The organism is Streptomyces chattanoogensis, from assembly GCF_001294335.1.
Taxonomy (GTDB): Bacteria; Actinomycetota; Actinomycetes; order Streptomycetales; family Streptomycetaceae; genus Streptomyces; species Streptomyces chattanoogensis.
The window spans coordinates 1-16,645 of record NZ_LGKG01000188.1 but is presented as its reverse complement, the minus strand read 5'-3'; the positions used below and the strand labels follow the sequence as shown (position 1 = coordinate 16,645).

The window sequence follows — 16,645 nt, the reverse complement described above, 5'->3', positions numbered from 1 at the left end:
TTGCCGCCGTACGTCATCTGCTCCACGAGATACCCGTAGAGGTCCATCCCCGGGGCCGCCTCCACCGCCTCCGTCACCAGCCCCAGACGCGACGACAGCGTCCCCTCCTCCGCACGGTCATCACGCGTGAAGATCACGCCCTGCAACCCCCGAGCCGAACGGTTGTGCCCAATCTGGAGCGCCAAAGTCTTTTTGCTTGGGTATCCGCCACATCTGGATCGGCTCTCTGCGGCTCACCGTAGAAACAGACACCTCAATTGCGAAGCCTACGGTGCCCGGCGCAAGAACGGCCTGCGGGCCATCTCGGCCTAGGCCCGGGCGAAGGGCATCAAGCCGGTCATCGCCCGCCGCGGCACGGAGCACGGCTCAGGTCTGGGCACCAAGCGATGGGTGGCCGAGCAGACCATCGCGCTCCTGCCCCCACTGGTTCGGCCGCCTACGTATCCGATGGGAGACCCGTGACGACATCCACGAAGCCCTCCTCAAGCTCGCATGCTCCCTCGTCTGCTGGCGCCGCCTGCGAACCACATTGCGTCAGGGACTATCAATGGCCCCGTTGTCGTTGGCTCGGCCCTGAGCTCGGTGAGCACGGCGACGCCTGCATGACGCCGTGAAGGGGGCGAGCGGTCACCAAGCGGAGATTATGCGTAGCCTCGACGCCGGCACACGGTTTTCGCAGTATGGGGAGGGGAAGGTGGCGACTTCCAATCCGCTCGAGTGGATCGGCGAGATGCACCTGGCGTTCAGCCTGACCCTGGTCGAGGGTTTGGCCGACCGGGAGCTGCTCGTGCGCCTCGGCTGCGGTCCGGCTGACATCCGCGTCCCGGAGGATTCCGAAGAGGTCGACGAGTTCTGCGCGGAGGCGATGGCGCACGATGATGACTACGGTGCCGTGCACGGCGGGGTTGCGGACGGCTGGGCGTTCGCCCTGGAGCCTGCGAGCATCTGGGCCTTCGACGAAACGCGTCTCGCGGCGGCCTCGCAGGGAACCCGGCTCATCGGCTGCTGGCACAACGGCAACGCGCTCGGCTATGTCGAGCACTGGGAAGATGGACGCCTGATCACCCGGTTCGATATGGCAGAGCCGGAGCTCAGGCGAGAAGAGGGCGGGGAGGATCCTGACCGGCTCACAGACCAGATGCACCGCGCGGGCTTCTTCGATCCTGCCAATGACCAGCTCCCCAAGCTGAAGGCCCTCGCGCTGCTGCACGGCTACACCGGCGTGGTTCTCACCCCACCACAGGTCGTGCTGGCTTCGCTGGCGAAAATCCCGTCGATCGACTTCGACGACTGACACCGTGGGGGTGGGCCGGACACGCCACACCCCCACGCCGGCTGGCTTCAGCGGACGTAGAGCCAGAACCTGTCACCGTCGATCATGCGCTGGTTCTGGTAGAAACGTGACAGCGAGCCGCCAACGGAGCCGTTCTGCCTGTTCGGTACGTGGCCGATCGTGCGCCGTCTGTTCGCCACGTTGTTGACGTAGTGAATGGTCCACTGCCCGTTCTGCTTCTCGGGCCGGATCTCCGCGCAGTCCTACCCGCGGCTTTTGCCGTCGCGCGAGGACTTCGCGTTGCAGGTCTTGTCGCACCGGACCGTCGTCGGCACCTGGAACCAGGCCGGAGCGATGAGAACCTGCCCCACGCCGAGAATGGTGACGGTGCTCTTCAGCCGGAATCCCTGAACCGGCTTCCCCGCCTTCCAGTTGTGGGTGGTGGCGCCGTCCGCGACCCGGCCCTTGCCGACCGATTCGGAGCCCGTCCATGCGGAGTCGCTGTTACAGGCATTGTCACTGCAGGAGACCTTCCAGGCGGCACGGAGCCCCTTCGCCGCGCCGTAGGCGCTGTCGAGCGTCAGAGTGTTCTCGGTGTGCCACTGCCCGGAGAGGTGGGCGAGCTGGATCTCCTGGGTTGCGGTGAAGGACGCCCGACCGATCTGACGCTTTGTTCTGAGGTCGATCACGGTGTAGTTCAGGGAGATACGACCGCAGGCATCGAACCGGGTCTACCACCAGGACCCGGGCCTGGCGCGGCACTGCCGACCGGCCAGCGAGGCATTCCTCGCCGCCAGGGTGCCGACCTCGGGCTTCGGCGTGGAGGTCTCCATACACCCGACACTGTCGCTCTTCTTGTCGACGGTCTTGCTGGGTGCCGCCCCACCGGCTACGACGCAGCCAACCTCTACCTGCACTCCCTCCCCGTGCCGGACATCGCGGAACGAGTCCGCAAGGAGTTCGCCCACGTCCTGGGCACTCCCTCCAGCCGACTCGGGGAGCTGACCGCCTGCACAGAAGTCCTCCAGGCAGCAGCCCGCGTGCCGTTCTACGCCGACCTGGCCGACTATGTGCGGCAGCACCTCGATCACTTGCGCGGCACGCTCCCCAGGACGTGACCAGCGCCGACGTGGTCTACTGCGTGGCGTCGCACGTTTCGCAACGGCTGACTCCAGCGAGGCTGATATTGCCTTCGGTCGGCCGGAGCGGGTCGGACGCAGACAGTCGCCGCCACGCACCCCATCCCCTGAGCTGGGGTGTTGCGACGACCACGAGAGCTCAAGTTCACGGTGGTGGCCCTTCGACGTTGTCGGTCTGTCCTCAGGGGCCACGCGGCGCTCGCGGGAGCCCGGGCACCGGCTCCGGTGGGATTCCTGGCCGGTCTCTCGGCAGCAGCACTTGCAGTCCACCTGGCCAGATTTCGCACGTGACCGAAAGAGGCAGCGTTACGGCTTCGCCATCGATCCCTGCATCCAGTTGCCGGCCCCGGCCGCGCAACGTGATGCTGGCCGCCCTCCAGGCGCTCGCCGCATCACCTGCCGTACCTGGGGGCTGCTGCCGCAGGAGCTCACTGCGCAGGTGCCGGAGGAGGTCTGGTGGGGTGTCGGTCGGACGCTTCAGCACGATGGCGCCGAGCAGTCCTGAGGTGAGCGTGAAGCGACGCCCCAGGTAGCGGGGAGTGGCGATGTGGTACGGGTTGTTGGAGATCAGCACCACTTGCGGCAAGTGGACGGTTCCCCGCGGGGTGTCCACGTCGGCTTCGACGCATTGCCTTCCTGTGAGGTAATCGGGTGTGACCGAGGCGAGGGCGCGCACCTTGTCCTCCCGGTACCCAGGGTCCAGCAAGGCGTCGGCGTAGGGGCCGAAAGAGACGTTGTTGATGAAGACGCGCGGGCCTACCAAGCCGAGATCCACACGTGTGGGCACGCCATCGGTCAGGGCGCTCAGTGAGGACACCGGGTTGCGGATGTCGAGGCCAAGGTCCCGGGCGAAGTGGTTGCGCGTGCCTGCCGGGACCACCAGCAACGGGCGATCCGTGTCAGCGGCCACCGCAGCCACGGCCGATATCGTGCCGTCTCCGCCCGCCACTCCCAGTACCTCAGCCCCCTCCTGGACGGCGAGCCTCGCGAGTGACGCCGCGTCGTCGTCGACACTGGTCGACCAGACCTGCGCTCCCATGCCCTCGACCCGGTTGGTCAGGTCGAAACGAGCAGGACTGCCGCCGCCCGAGCGTGGATTCATCACGACCACTACCCGGGTACGCGCCTCAGCTCCGGCCATCACCACACCCACTTCTGCACCCGCTGTTGCCGCACTCAGCGGAGCACGGCAGTCGCGAGAATCAGTGCTGGGGGTGCGGCCGGAAGTGGAACCGCGGTCGTCGCTCGGCAGTAGTGCCGGGAGCGAGGCGGCTGACGTCGGCCCGCATCCTTATGGCGTGGAATACCTCAACCGCCCCAAGGACTATGGCCATGATGCTCACCGTCAGGGTGAGCGCGGCGATCGAGGTGAACGGCGCGACGATCAGCACGGTGCCTGCCAGCAAGCCGATGATTCCGGCGAACAGCATCCAGCCTCGTGCCGGCATATCCGGGGGTGCGGAGGCCGCCGTCGCTGTCACCATGATGCCGCGCACCAGCCAACCGAAGCCGATCCACAGGGCGAGCAGCAGAATCGACTCCAGCGTGCCCCGGAAGCAGATCAGACCCAGGAGGACGGAGAGCGCACCGGCGAGGAAATGCAGCGCCCGAAGATGCCGGGGGACATGCGTACCGAAGGCGGCGACCAGCTGGAAGACACCGATGACCAGCAGATAGACGCCGAAGAGCACGCCGACGACCCGCAGCGTCTCCTGAGGCCAGGCAAGGACCACGACACCCAGTGCGATGGCAGCCAGGCCCATGGTGAGAAGGGCCTGCCAGCCCATGTCGGCCAAGCCACCCAGGCTTTCGGTGCCGGAGGCGTCCTGTGTCCCGGTGCCGCGCGGAGGGCCGGCACCTGAGGAATCGAAGGAAGAGGAAGCCATACCGTCTGCTCCTCTCAGGAACAGGGTGGTCGAATCAGTTCACCTCCATCGTCCCCCCGTCGGCTCTGTAGGGCCCGGCGAAAATGGACGGTTCGTCGATCCCGCATCCCCACGAGTACGAAACAACCCCCTGGCCAGGTGGGACAGAGCTCCAGTTGCAGAGCGTGATGTCCTTGCCTCAGCAACTCGGCCGCGCAGGGAGTGAGGGGAATCAGGCCGGAACTACTTGCCGGAACTACTCTTTCAAGTTGACCTTGGCACCCTCACCCGGGTCTGGACGTCTGTGGAGCGCGGGCCTGCGTCGCTGGGCGATGCTGAAGCGGGCGGCGCGGCGCCGCAGATGGCGGTGGCCGGGTGCCGGGCTCGGCCGGGCGGGGGCCCTGGCAGCGCGGTAGAAGAACCGTTTGCCGATCTCGCCCAGGCCCAGGTAACACACGACCAACGCGGCCAGTGTGGCGAAGAAGCCCGCGGGCAGCGGCTGGAATCCGAGAGCCGCGGCCGCTGGACTGGCCGGCAGCACGGCGCCCACGAGTCGCTCGGGGGTGTTCTCGTCATGCCTCCAGGCTAGAAATCCGCGCGTTGAGTGGTCCGGCCGCGAGCCGGGGGGTGCAACGCCCATACGCAGCTTCTGCAGAAATACAGTGAGTAGGCGGCTGCGAGCCCTCGAACCGCACCAGCACCTCTCCGCAGCTTCGCGGCTGACGGCGGTGGTCCTTCCCAATCGGTGTCTGCGTGCCAATTGCCCACGTACGGCGTCGAGCTGCGCCTTCGGCGCGGGAGCCCTCCACCCTTCGCCACTTCCGAAGCCTCTTGGGAGTGGTCTCTCGACGCGGCTGTCCACGTACACCGGGCCATCCGGATGGTGACCGTGCTGAAGGGGAGAACCTGCCTGCCTCGGTGACCTCCGCTAGGGCTTGTCTGACAAACGATCACCGTGTGGGTTCACGGAGTCAGAAGAGCCTCGAGCCAGGACGACTCCGGTGTGGTGGCGGTCAGTGAGCTCGTCGACTGGGTTGCGCCAGTTCGGAGCTGCTTGAGGTGGCGGAGCGCCGTTCAGCGTTCGCGGTAGATGCTCGCTCGGAGAGGGGCTCGCACAGCCCGTGCCATTTGAGGAGTTCACGCCACGGAACCCCGGTCGGCAGCCGACGGTTCCTGGGACGGGCCCGCACTCGCGGTTCAGGAATCGGCGCCGGGGGCTTGACGCGGCGCACGGAAGAGGCACCCGACGGCGCCGGCGAGCACGATGACGGCGACGACGAGGGAAGCCGACAGACCGCTGATGAACGCGTCCTTGACGGCCTGCGCCAGGGCGGGCCCCTGGGGGCCGGCCTGTTGAGCCACCTGAAGGCCGGCGGCCGCGGAGTCACGGACGGACTCGGCTGCGTGGGGCGGGAGCTGGTCGATGCTGGAGGGCAGGGCGTCGCGGTAGTGGCTGCCGTAGACCGAGCCCATGAGGGCGATGCCGATGGCAGAGCCGACTTCGCGGGTGGTGTCGTTCATCGCGGAGGCCACGCCTTGCTGACCGCGGCCGAGGGAGCCGGTGATGGCGGCGGTTCCCGCGGCACCGGTCAGTCCGATGCCGAGGCCGCACAGGACCAGCCCGCCGAGGAAGGGCAGGTAGCCGGAGTCGGCGTGGCCCCGGGAGATCGCGAACAGACCGCCGCTGAGCAGGGTCAGGCCCGCGACCATCACGGCTTTCATGCCCGGCCGGGCAACGAGATGGGGGGGGTGACGTGGGAGGTCGGGCAGGACGGCGACGGGGACGAGGGCGACGGCGGCTTTCAGGGGGCTGTATCCGAGGATGAGCTGGAGGTACTGCAGGCCGACGAAGAAGAACCGAAGACGGCCATGAACTGCACCAGCACGGTGACGGCGCCGGCGCGGAAACCGGCTGGGCGTACTGGGCGGCTGCGCGGTCGGCCCCGGTCGCACCGAGCGCGAGGGCCGCGAGGGTCGCGGTGGCGGCGAGGACGGGGCGGCGGCGCAGCGCCGTTAGGGGCGTGACGGGCACGGGGGGGCTCCATTATTTCTGGACGCTACGGCCGGTCGGCAGTGGAACCGTTGAGCACGTCCGCCTTCCTGACCTGGGCTGTGGCCTGCTGCCATGTGGTTGCCTCGGGCTCGGTGTCGGCAGGCCGGTGAGGCTGCGGGGCTGCGGCCGCGGTCTTCTGGCCGAGGCGCGGTGCGATGGCGGCGCAGGCGATGGCGGCGACCGCCAGGATCGCCGCGATGACTTCCATCGCGGAGGTGAAGCCGGACATGAAGGCGTCGCGGACGGCGGCGGCCAGCGCGGGCCCCTGGGCGCCGAGGTGGGCCGCGACTTCGAGTCCGCCGGCCGCGGAGTGGTGCACGGTCTCGGCGGCCTGGGCCGGCAGACGGGACAGGTCGTCGGGCAGCGCGGAGCGGTAGTGGCTGGAGAACACCGAGCCCATCAGCGCGATGCCGATCGCGGAGCCGACTTCGCGGGCGGTGTCGTTCATGGCCGAGGCCACCCCCTGACTGTCGGGCCCGAGGGAGTCGACGATGGAGCTGGTGCCGGTGGCACTGGTCAGGCCGATACCGGCCCCGGCGAGGATCAGGGCTCCGAGGAAGGGCAGGTAGCCGCTGTCGGCGTGCAGGCGGGTCAGCCAGAACATGCCGCCGGCCAGGCACAGCAGGCCCGCGGGCATGACCGCCTTGACGCCCAGGCGCTGGGCCAGGCGCGGTGTGACCACTGAGGTAGGCAGGACGACGGCCGCGACCGGGACCAGCGCGACCGCGCTGTGCAGCGGGCTGTAGCCGAGTATCAGCTGCAGGAACTGCAGGCCGACGAAGAAGAACCCGAAGACGGACATGAACTGCACCAGGATCGCCAGCGTGCCCGCGCCGAAGCCGCGGAGTGTGAACAGGCGCGGGTCCAGCAGCGGGTGGCGGCTGCGCAGGCCCAGGACCACGTAGGCGGCCAGCGCCACCGCGGCGAGGGCGAACGCGGCGAGGACCTCCGGGCGGGTCCAGCCCCGGTCGTTGCCCTCGATGATCCCGTAGACCAGGGCTCCCACCGCCAGCGCGGTGGTCGCCGATCCGGGGAAGTCGAAGCGCTCCCGCACCGAGCTGCGCGTCTCCGGGGCCAGCAGCAGCGCGGCGAGCGCGCACACCATCGCGGTGGCCCCGCTGGTCCAGAAGATCGACTTCCAAGAGAACTGCTCCAGCAGGCCGCCGGCGGCGAGCATGCCGATGATCGCCCCGGCCGCGGCGAAGCCGGACCAGATCGCGACCCCGCGGTCCTTCCTGTCCTTGGGGAGTACCGCGGTGATCGTCGACAGCGTCCCCGGCATGATCATGGCCGCGCCCAGGCCCATCACCACCCGGCACACGATCAGGTGCGAGGTGGAGGAGGAGCAGGCCGCGAAGACCGCGGCCGCGCCGAAGACCACGTTCCCGGCGATCAGGACCTTGCGGCGCCCGATCCGGTCGCCGAGCGCGCCCAGCGGCAGGACCAGCGCGGCCAGCGCCACGGTGTAGCCGTCGGCGATCCAGGTCAGCGCCGAGTTGGTGGCGCCCAGTTCCACGGCGAGGCTCGGCAGCGCCAGGTTCAGCGCGGAGACCGAGGCCACGACCAGCACGAGGGAGAGGCACATGGCGAAGAGCACGCCGCTCTGGCCGCCGCGGCCTGTTCGGAAAGGGGGTTTGCTGCGCTCAAGCGTCTTCACGCCGTTCATCGTAACTGATGCTTTCATCAGTTACGAGTAAATGATCAACAAAGGTCCGCGAGTACGCCCGAAGGGCCGGGGATGCAGCAGGCCCCCGCACCGTTCCACGGTGCGGGGGCCTGGGTGGGCGTGGGGTCGGCGGCCGCCGGGGTCAGGGCAGCTCGGGCAGGGGGCGGGTGGAAATCTCGTGGGCCTCGTCGGCGCGGAGCCCGAGCATGCGCAGGATCATCTCGGCCATGTGCTCGCCGGCCTCTGCGCCGAGATCGCGCACCGAGTTGAGCTGGAGTAGGCCGATCAGCGCGCCGCCGACCGCAGACAGGGCCACGAGCGGGTCTTCGAACGTGAAGCGTCCGGATGCCTTGCCGACCTCCAGGTCGCGCACGGCGCGCGGCCCGAGCCCGGTGGCGGCGTTGATGTGCGGCAGGCCGCGCAGGCGCAGGATCTGCGTGATCTCGGGGTGCGAGGCCGCCAGCCGCAGCGTGAGGCGGATGCTGGTGGCGAAGACGGCGGCCGGGTCGTCGATGCACTTGGTGACGCTGTCGAGCAGTTGGCCGTACTCCTCCAGTGCGTCGCCGACCGCGGCGTCGAACAGGTCGTTCTTGGTCTCGAAGTGGTTGTAGAACGTGCCGAAGCCCACGTCGGCGCGTTCGGCGATGTCCTGGATGCTGGCCGAGGTCTCGCCGGTCTCGGCGAGGATCTGCCGCGCAGCGGCGATCAGCGCCTGGCGGGTGCGCGCGCGGCGGCGCTCGAAGCGGTTCGCGCTCGCGGGACCGTCGGTGGTGTCGAGCTGGTTCGGCATACCAACAGTCTAGGCGCATTCAGATCTGATGACTCCATCACTCTGACCCTTGACGATTGCTCCGCCAAGACTGATGCTTCTATCAATTAAGAGCTTCTCATCAGAAGCGTGTCCGTTGAGCCACCCCTGACGGAGCCCCCACATGTCGAACGACCGAGCCCGCCCGCCCGGGCCCACCACCGCCCACCAGGACCTGCACAGCGAGCACGGGGCACTGCGCGGGGAACACCCCGGCCGCGCCCGGCAGCCCGTGATCAAAGTGGCGGACCTGGCCTGGCTGGAGTTCGAGAAACCCGACCTGGCCCGCGCCGAGGTGTTCGCCCGCGACTTCGGCTTCGCCGTCGCCGCGCGCACCGGCCGGGCGCTGTATCTGCGTGGCACCCTGCCCGGATCGGCGTGCGTGGTCGTGCGCCAAGGCCGCACCTCGCGCTTCCTCGGCCCGGCGTTCCGGGCCGCCGGGCGCGCGGACCTGGACCGCCTGGCCCGCGCCACCGGCCATCCGGTCCGCGACCTCCGAGAGTTCGGCGGCGGGCAGGTCGTGGACCTGGCCGACCCGTCCGGCTTCCCGGTCCGCGTCATCCACGGCACCGAGCAGCTCCCGGCCCTGCCCGAACAGCCCCCGCTCCCGCTCAACGTCGGCGGCAGCCGGACCCGGACCAACGCCACCCAGCGCCCGCCGCGCGAACCCGCCCGCATCCAGCGGCTGGGCCACGTCGTGCTGGAGACGCCGAGGTTCACCCAGGCCCTGGACTGGTACCTGGACACCCTCGGCCTGATCGTCAGCGACTTCCTGTTCCTGGACGGCCAGCGCGACCGCGGGCCCACCATGGCGTTCATCCGCTGCGACCAGGGCAGCACACCGGTCGACCACCACACCCTCGCGATGCACCTGGGCCCGCGCACCGGCTACGTCCACTCCGCCTACCAGGTCACCGACCTCGACGCGATCGCCGCCGGAGGGCAGTACCTCGCCGAGCGCGGCTACAAGCGCAGCTGGGGCATCGGCCGGCACATCCAGGGCAGCCAGCTCTTCGACTACTGGCGCGATCCGGACAGGCTGATGGTCGAGCACTTCGCCGACAGCGACCTGTTCGACTGCGACCTGGAACCCGGCTGGGCTCCGATGTCCGCCAGCGGCCTGGCCCAGTGGGGCCCGCCGGCCACCCGCGACTTCCTCGGCGCCAACCCCACCCCCGCACTGATCCGCGAGGTGGTGCGCGCGCTGCGCGCCGACAACGAGATCGACCCCGGCCGTCTGCTGGGCCTGATGAAAGCGATGAACCGATGAGCGTCAACGTCCTGCGCACAGCCGACGGCTGGTACACCGTCCGCGAGCAGCGCGCCGTCCGGGTGCGGACCGCGGCCGCCACCACCGCCGAGCTGCTGGCCGACCGGGACGCCGTCACCGCCGCCGTGCACGGCACCGACCCCGGCGTGCCGGTCGCCGACCTCTCGGTGCTCTCTCCGGTCACCCCGGGGCGCCGGGTCGTGGCCCAGATGGCGAACTTCGTCTCGCACGCGGCCGATGCGGGCCTTGACCCGAAGCGCGTCCCGCTCGCGTTCTTCCGCAAGGCGTCCGGGTCGATCAGCGGCCCGTACGAGGACATCATCAAGCCCACCCACGTCCAGCTGCTCGACTACGAAGTGGAGATCGGCCTCGTCATCGGCGCACCCCTCCCGGTCGGCACCCAGTTCTCTGCCGCGAATCTTTCCGACCACGTCGCCGCCCTCGTGGTCACCAACGACATCTCCGCCCGGGACCTGCAACTGCCCAAGACCCAGTTCTACGAGGCCAAGTCCTACCCCACCTTCACCCCCACCGGACCGGCGCTGGTGCTGCTGGAGGAGGGCGACCTCGACCGGTTCGCCGAGCTGCGGCTGCGCCTGTGGGTCAACGGCGAGCTGCGGCAGGACATGCCCGCCTCCGACATGATCTACCGGCCGCTCGAAGCCCTGAGGGCACTCAGCGGCTTCCAGCGGCTGGACCCCGGCGACCTGCTGCTCACGGGCACCCCGGTCGGCACCGCGCTCAGCGCGCCGCCCAAGCCGGCCGAGATCCTGGGCTCGCTGCTGCCGGCCGCGACCAAGTGGCGACTGTTCTTCAAGGCCCAGGCCAAGAACCCCAAGTACCTGCACGACGGCGATCTGGTGGAGGCCGCCGTAGCCACCAACGACGGCACGCTCGACCTCGGCCGCCAGCGCACGACGGTGAGGTACGCCCGGTGAGCGAACTGCTGTGGCCCCACTACGCCGCCCCTTCCGACCTGGTCGCGATCGAGGAGGTGCCGCTCGAGGCTCGTGGCCTTCCTGCCTCCACCTACGACCTGCTGGCCCGGGCCGCGCGGCTCTGGCCCGACCGCACCGCCCTGACGGTGCTCCCCGACGCCGAGCGGTGGCGCGGGCCACTGCGGTGCACCTTCGCCGACCTGCTGGCCGGAGTGCACCGCTATGCCAACGTCCTGCACCGGTTCGGGGTCCGCCGCGGCGCCGCGGTCGCGCTGATGGCGCCCAACTGCGCCGAACTCATTCCTGCGACACTCGCCGCGCAGCTCGCCGGCATCGCCGCGCCGCTCAACGGCGCTCTGGCCCCCGCGCACCTGACCGAGCTACTGCGGCGCTCCGGTGCCCGGGTCCTCGTCACCGCGGGCCCGGAGCTGGCCCCGGACGTCTGGGCGAAGCTGCCCGAGCTGGCCGAAGCGCTCGACGCGGTCCTGGTGCTTCGGCCCACGGCGGCAGTTGGCGATCCCGCGCCGCTGCCGCGGATCGACGGGGTGCTGATCGCCTACCTCGCCGACCTGGCCCGGGCCGAGGACGCGTCCGCATTCACGGGAGAACCACCCCGGCCGGGCGACCTGGCCGCGTTCTTCCACACCGGCGGCACCACCGGCATCCCGAAGCTCGCCGCCCACACCCACGAAAGCGAAGTCGCCAACGCCTGGATGATCGCCGCCAACTCGATACTGGACGGCGACGCGGTGATCTTCGCCGCGCTTCCCCTGTTCCACGTCAATGCCCTGGTCGTCACGCTGCTGGCGCCGCTGTTCAAGGGCCAGCAGGTGGTGTGGGCAGGGCCGCTCGGCTACCGCGAACCCGCCCTGTACGGGGAGTTCTGGTCGATCGTCGAGCACTACGGCATCGCGGCCATGAGCGCCGTGCCGACCGTCTACCAGGTGCTCGCCCAGTGCCCGATCGGCACGGCGGACATCAGCAGCCTGCGGTACGCCATGGTCGGCGCGTCGCCGCTGCCCGACGCCGTCCGAGCCGCATTCGAGGCCCGCAGCGGGGTGAGGCTGGTCGAGGGCTACGGCCTGACCGAGGCCACCTGTGCCAGCGTCCGCAGTTTCCCCGACGCGCCGCGCCCCGCCGCGGTCGGGCAGCGCATGCCCTACCAGTGGGTGAAGGTCGTCCACCCGGAATCGGGGGCGGAGCTGCCCGCCGGGCGGACCGGCCTGCTGGCGATCGCCGGCCCGACCGTGTTCGCCGGCTACGTCACCGGCCGCGACGCCCAGGGCCGTCCGGTCCTCGACGGCCTCGGCAAGCTCGTGGACGGCTGGCTCGACACCGGCGACCTGGCCCGACTCGACACGGACGGGTTCGTCCACCTGGCCGGCCGTGCCAAGGACCTGATCATCCGCGGCGGCCACAACATCGACCCGGTCGTCATCGAGGACGCGCTGCTCGCCCACCCGCACGTCACCGGCGCCGGCGCGGTCGGACGCCCGGACCCGCACGCGGGCGAGGTCCCGGTGGCGTACGTGACCCTCGCCCCGGAGGCGGACACGACCGAGGACGAGCTCCGCCAGTGGGCCGCCGAGCGCGTCCCGGAGCGCGCGGCCGCACCGAAGTCCGTCACCGTCCTCGCCGCGCTGCCGGTGACCGACGTGGGCAAGCCCTACAAGCTCGCCCTGCGGGCGGACGCCACCCGGCTGGTTGTCACAGAGGCCCTGGCCGGTCAAGGCGCCGGCATCGAAGTCGACGCGGCGGTCGAGGACGGGTCCGTCCTCGTGTCCGTCACCCCCGGTGCCGGTGACCTCGAGGCCATCAGTGCGATCCTCGACCGGTACGCCCTGCGTTGGACGTGGTCCCCGGCGACGCCCGGACCGGTGGCGTCATGACCGCCGACACCATCCCAGTGGTCGTGATCGGCGCCGGCCCCACCGGCCTGACCGCGGCGACACTGCTGGGCCAGTACGGCATCGAGACCCTCGTGCTGGACCGCTGGGAGTCGGTCTATCCACTGCCGCGGGCGGTCCACCTCGACGACGAGATCTACCGACTGCTCGCCCGACTCGGCATCGCCAGGCAGTTCGCCGCCATCTCCCGCCCCGCCCACGGCCTGCGGCTCCTGGACCGCGAGCTGCGGGTACTGGCCGAGTTCCGGCGCGGCGCCGACCTCGGCCGCCACGGTCACCCCGAGGCCAACATGTTCGACCAGCCCCAACTGGAGGAGGTGCTGCGCGCCAACCTCGAACGGCACCCGACCGTCACCCTGCGCGGGAACGTGGAGATCACCGCGATCGAGCAGTCCGACGGAGGGCCAGTACGAGTCCGCCTCACCGACCGGACCACCGGCGAGATCAGCACCGTGACCGCCGGGTACGTGCTCGGCTGCGACGGCGCGAACAGCCTGGCCCGCGCGACGATCGGCTCCACCATGCACGACCTGGCCTTCGCACAACGCTGGCTGGTCGTCGACCTCGCCACCGACGCCGACCTGGCCCAGTGGGAGGGCGTGCACCAGGTCTGCGACCCGGTGCGTGCCGCCACCTACATGCGCATCGCCGAGCGCCGCTACCGCTGGGAGTTCCAGCTCCTGCCCGATGAACGCGCCGACGACTACCGCGACATGACCCGCCTGCACACCCTCATCCGACCCTGGACCGGCGACCTCCCCGCAGACGAACTGCAGATCGTGCGCACGGCGGAGTACACCTTCCGCGCCCAGATCGCCGACCACTGGCGCAAGCAGCGTCTCTTCCTGCTCGGCGACGCCGCCCACCTCACCCCGCCCTTCATCGGCCAGGGCATGGGCGCGGGCCTGCGTGACGCCGCCAACCTCACCTGGAAGCTCGCCGCCGTCCTCGACAGCCGCCTACCCGAACACGTGCTGGACAGCTACGAGGCCGAACGCAAGCCCCACGCCCGCTCCATGATCACCCTCGCCAAGCTGGTCGGCACCGCGATGACCGCGGGCGGGGATACCGGCAGTGCCCTTCGCCGTCTGCTCGCACCCCATCTGCACCGGCTTCCCGGCCTGAGCAACCGCATTCTCGACAGCCGGACCCCGGCCCTGCACCGGTCAGCCCTGGTCGACCGCGGACGGCTCGGGCTCGGCCTCGCGGGACGTCTGTGCCCCAACGCCCCGTTGCCGGACGGCCGACGCCTCGACGACCTGACCGCGGGCCGCTACGCGCTGGTCACCTCCGCAGCCGTCACCCCCGCACTGCGCTCCGAGGTCTACGACCGCGGCGGTGTCCTGGTCACCGCCCCGCCCGGCACCGCCCTGCACCGCTGGCTCCGCAGCGGCCACACCGCAGCGGCACTGGTCCGCCCCGACGGCACCGTCCAACGCACCGCACCTGACCCGAAGGCCCTGTGCGGGCTCCTGCCCGCACCGAGCTCCTGCGAGCGTTTCCGAGGGTGATTCTGTGTCAGTGCGAGGCGAGTTGACGGACGCGGCATGGGAGCGGATTGGACCTCTGTTGCCGAAGCGGGGCGGACGTGGCCGTCCATGGCGTGATCACCGCCAAGTGGTCAACGGTGTGCTGTGGCGGCTGCGGACCGGGGCTCCCTGGCGCGATCTCCCCGAACGGTACGGGCCCTGGCAGACCGTCTACGAGCGGTTCGCCCGCTGGGAAGTGGACGGGATCTGGGCGACGTTGCTGGAGCACCTCCAGGTTTGCGACGACGCGGTGGGCCGGGTGGACTGGACCGTGTCAGTCGACTCCACCATCAACCGAGCCCATCAGCACTCGGCCGGCGCCCGCAAAAGGAGGGCTGCAGACGGGGACACACTGGAAGATCCGGGCCATTCGCAGACGCGCCAGGCAATCGGCCGCTCCCGTGGAGGCCTGACCACCAAGGTCCACCTTGCCGTCGACGGCCGCGGCCTTCCGCTGTCGATTGTGCTCACACCGGGCAACGTCAACGACGTTACCGCTTTCGGCCAGGTCCTCGACAGCATCCGCATCCCGCGCGCTGTGACGGGCCGACCTCCCATCGCTGCCACGATCCCCGAACGCCGCGACCAGATGGCCAACCGGCGACGTCGTGGAGACCAGGGCGGTCGCCCACCCGCCTTCGACAGGAGCATCTACCCCGCCCGCAAGGTAGTCGAACGATGCTTCGCCCGTCTCAAGCAATTCCGTGCGATCGCGACGAGGTTCGACAAGCTCGCCGATCGCTACCGGGCTGGGATCGTCATAGCAGCTCTGATCTTGTGGCTGCGAGAACCCCGTTGGTGATCATTTGTCAGACGGGCCCTAGCACTCCCCCAGCGCTGCACTTGACCGTCAGACCGCAGCGTGTAGCCGAGCGTCATTCACCCGGCTCCCAGGTGCCGGGATTCTCACCAGGCACAAACAGATCGAGAAGCGTTGCGTTGCCGTTCGTTCAGAGTGGGCCAGCGATGCACGAGCATCAGGCCCCCGGACGCCCGCTCAGAGTTGAAGCGCGGCTCTCAGCGGCGCCCTAGCCGTTGCCGACGTCGCGTTCGCAGACCAACTCGGAGGCGAACACGCCCTCGAAGATGCGTTCGTCGAGGTACACGACAAGGCCGCACTCTTCGAGGAGCAGCGCCTGACCGGCACCCCGCTATCCCGTACGAGTGCGTCGACCAGCGCCCGCCCCACCTCGATGATGCCAAGGGTATGGCGAACGAGGGTGGCCACCTCGGGAGGCTCGGGACGTGGCCGTTTCCGTCGTGCAGCATAGCCTCCAGCACCGGAAGGCGCTCGCGCGACGGGCCCGGGAGCATGAGCACACTGCTGCCCTGAGCCTCGGCCCGGCAGCCCTCAGGCGGTCCGTTGGGTTCGGCAGCAGGTCGGCACCCTCGGCGAACGGCGGCAGGCAGCGGTTGCCATCATGGACGGCGATGCCGAAGCAGGTAAGACCCTCCTCGACGTCCTGCCGTGCCTCCTCGCGTCGCTCCGCCGAGTATGCCAGCGCGCGGGCCACAGCATTGCGCGTCACATCGTCGGAGCTGGGACCGAGCCCGCCCACCACCACGATGACGTCAGTCCCAGCCGTTGGGGGGATGGCCTCGGCGATGGCGTGGCATACGCGGAATGGGATGCCTCGCTCGCCGAGCATTCCGGAGGCGTTGTCTGCGTTGGAGCCCTCCAGGTCGGCGCGGAGCAGTTCGTCGCCGATGGTGACGATGGCGGCCGTGGGGCCGTCGGCACCGCGCGGCGCCTCATAGGGGCAGAGTGGACTCAGTGGTGATCGATGATCCCGGAAGACCACCACTCGCGGCCGTTCCCCTCTTGTCTGGTCCCCTGCCAAGGGCACGCACCTGCACAGCCTCCGAGAGACCGCCGGCTTCCCTATCCCCGCAACGCTGCCGGCAAGCCATCGCGGTAGCGGCTACGCGTCCTCACAGCAGTCCAGCACCAATCCAGCACAGCACGGACGACCAGGGATGACGTGACATGACGACACGTCATCTCATCCAGCACGGGCGCAAAAACGGGGCCGCACCCCAAGAGATGCGACCCCTTTTGACCTGCACATTTGCGCCGCAACTCACATACGCGGCAGTGGGGGTGCCGGCGCAGGTGCGCGTGCCTGCCTCAGCCGGAGGTGACCGGCAGCACGTCCGGCGACAGCGCTGCCGCTCGTGCCGCAGCGCTGGTCATCCG

The 16,645-nt window shown here is 69.8% G+C and carries 16 protein-coding genes and 2 pseudogenes; 8 read left to right on the top strand and 10 right to left on the bottom strand.

Features of this window, described 5'->3' with window-relative positions; genetic code table 11:
• Nucleotides 1-185 (bottom strand): annotated as a pseudogene (locus ADL29_RS45795) (thymidine kinase); the annotation flags it as partial.
• Between the two features lie 130 nt (nucleotides 186-315).
• Between ADL29_RS45795 and ADL29_RS44320 the strand changes: the two are divergent.
• Nucleotides 316-577: pseudogene (locus ADL29_RS44320) on the top strand (transposase); the annotation flags it as partial.
• Nucleotides 578-694: 117 nt separating this feature from the next.
• Nucleotides 695-1,294: a DUF6461 domain-containing protein gene (locus ADL29_RS35865; RefSeq protein WP_053927698.1), complete on the top strand. Its 600-nt coding sequence runs from the start codon at nucleotides 695-697 to the stop codon at nucleotides 1,292-1,294.
• 47 nt (nucleotides 1,295-1,341) lie between these two features.
• On the opposite strand, the gene ADL29_RS46785 is transcribed toward ADL29_RS35865, so the two are convergent.
• Nucleotides 1,342-1,473, bottom strand: coding sequence for a NucA/NucB deoxyribonuclease domain-containing protein (locus ADL29_RS46785; RefSeq protein ID WP_425424305.1), 132 nt, complete (start codon nucleotides 1,471-1,473; stop codon nucleotides 1,342-1,344).
• Nucleotides 1,474-1,536: 63 nt separating this feature from the next.
• Complete coding sequence (locus ADL29_RS44315; RefSeq protein ID WP_053927697.1) at nucleotides 1,537-1,962, bottom strand: hypothetical protein; 426 nt, start codon at nucleotides 1,960-1,962, stop codon at nucleotides 1,537-1,539.
• Nucleotides 1,963-2,199: 237 nt separating this feature from the next.
• Between ADL29_RS44315 and ADL29_RS42125 the strand changes: the two genes are divergently transcribed.
• Nucleotides 2,200-2,391: a hypothetical protein gene (locus ADL29_RS42125; RefSeq protein ID WP_245689783.1), complete on the top strand. Its 192-nt coding sequence runs from the start codon at nucleotides 2,200-2,202 to the stop codon at nucleotides 2,389-2,391.
• Between the two features lie 202 nt (nucleotides 2,392-2,593).
• On the opposite strand, the gene ADL29_RS35850 is transcribed toward ADL29_RS42125, so the two are convergent.
• From ADL29_RS35850 to ADL29_RS35825, 6 genes are all read right to left on the bottom strand, one after another.
• Nucleotides 2,594-3,565 (bottom strand): diacylglycerol/lipid kinase family protein, encoded by a 972-nt coding sequence (locus ADL29_RS35850; RefSeq protein WP_245689782.1) that lies wholly within the window; start codon nucleotides 3,563-3,565, stop codon nucleotides 2,594-2,596.
• 49 nt (nucleotides 3,566-3,614) lie between these two features.
• Nucleotides 3,615-4,298, bottom strand: coding sequence for an HdeD family acid-resistance protein (locus ADL29_RS35845; RefSeq protein ID WP_053927695.1), 684 nt, complete (start codon nucleotides 4,296-4,298; stop codon nucleotides 3,615-3,617).
• Nucleotides 4,299-4,533: 235 nt separating this feature from the next.
• Nucleotides 4,534-4,917 carry a hypothetical protein gene (locus ADL29_RS44740; RefSeq protein WP_211274455.1) on the bottom strand — a complete coding sequence of 128 codons (384 nt, stop codon included), beginning with the start codon at nucleotides 4,915-4,917 and terminating at the stop codon, nucleotides 4,534-4,536.
• 557 nt (nucleotides 4,918-5,474) lie between these two features.
• Entirely contained in the window at nucleotides 5,475-5,999 is a 525-nt protein-coding gene (locus tag ADL29_RS35835) for an MFS transporter (RefSeq protein ID WP_245689781.1), read from the bottom strand.
• A 335-nt stretch (nucleotides 6,000-6,334) separates the two neighbouring features.
• Nucleotides 6,335-7,987 (bottom strand): MFS transporter, encoded by a 1,653-nt coding sequence (locus ADL29_RS35830; RefSeq protein ID WP_245689780.1) that lies wholly within the window; start codon nucleotides 7,985-7,987, stop codon nucleotides 6,335-6,337.
• A gap of 151 nt (nucleotides 7,988-8,138) precedes the next feature.
• Nucleotides 8,139-8,786, bottom strand: a complete 648-nt coding sequence (locus ADL29_RS35825) for a TetR/AcrR family transcriptional regulator (RefSeq protein ID WP_053927693.1) — start codon at nucleotides 8,784-8,786, stop codon at nucleotides 8,139-8,141.
• Between the two features lie 142 nt (nucleotides 8,787-8,928).
• Here ADL29_RS35825 and ADL29_RS35820 point away from each other — a divergent pair, with 142 nt between their 5' ends.
• The 5 genes from ADL29_RS35820 to ADL29_RS35800 are packed head-to-tail and all read left to right on the top strand — an operon-like array spanning nucleotide 8,929 to nucleotide 15,250.
• Nucleotides 8,929-10,074, top strand: coding sequence for a VOC family protein (locus ADL29_RS35820; RefSeq protein ID WP_053927692.1), 1,146 nt, complete (start codon nucleotides 8,929-8,931; stop codon nucleotides 10,072-10,074).
• Complete coding sequence (locus tag ADL29_RS35815; RefSeq protein ID WP_053927691.1) at nucleotides 10,071-11,012, top strand: fumarylacetoacetate hydrolase family protein; 942 nt, start codon at nucleotides 10,071-10,073, stop codon at nucleotides 11,010-11,012. Before ADL29_RS35820 ends, ADL29_RS35815 begins: the two co-directional genes overlap by 4 nt.
• Nucleotides 11,009-12,901, top strand: coding sequence for an acyl-CoA synthetase (locus ADL29_RS35810; RefSeq protein WP_053927690.1), 1,893 nt, complete (start codon nucleotides 11,009-11,011; stop codon nucleotides 12,899-12,901). Before ADL29_RS35815 ends, ADL29_RS35810 begins: the two co-directional genes overlap by 4 nt.
• Nucleotides 12,898-14,430 carry a bifunctional 3-(3-hydroxy-phenyl)propionate/3-hydroxycinnamic acid hydroxylase MhpA gene (gene mhpA, locus ADL29_RS35805; RefSeq protein ID WP_053927700.1) on the top strand — a complete coding sequence of 511 codons (1,533 nt, stop codon included), beginning with the start codon at nucleotides 12,898-12,900 and terminating at the stop codon, nucleotides 14,428-14,430. Before ADL29_RS35810 ends, mhpA begins: the two co-directional genes overlap by 4 nt.
• A 4-nt stretch (nucleotides 14,431-14,434) precedes the next feature.
• Complete coding sequence (locus tag ADL29_RS35800) at nucleotides 14,435-15,250, top strand: IS5 family transposase (RefSeq protein WP_078971543.1); 816 nt, start codon at nucleotides 14,435-14,437, stop codon at nucleotides 15,248-15,250.
• A 349-nt stretch (nucleotides 15,251-15,599) separates the two neighbouring features.
• On the opposite strand, the gene ADL29_RS46780 is transcribed toward ADL29_RS35800, so the two are convergent.
• Nucleotides 15,600-16,250: a molybdopterin-binding protein gene (locus tag ADL29_RS46780; RefSeq protein ID WP_425424306.1), complete on the bottom strand. Its 651-nt coding sequence runs from the start codon at nucleotides 16,248-16,250 to the stop codon at nucleotides 15,600-15,602.
• Nucleotides 16,251-16,645: the final 395 nt, after the last annotated feature.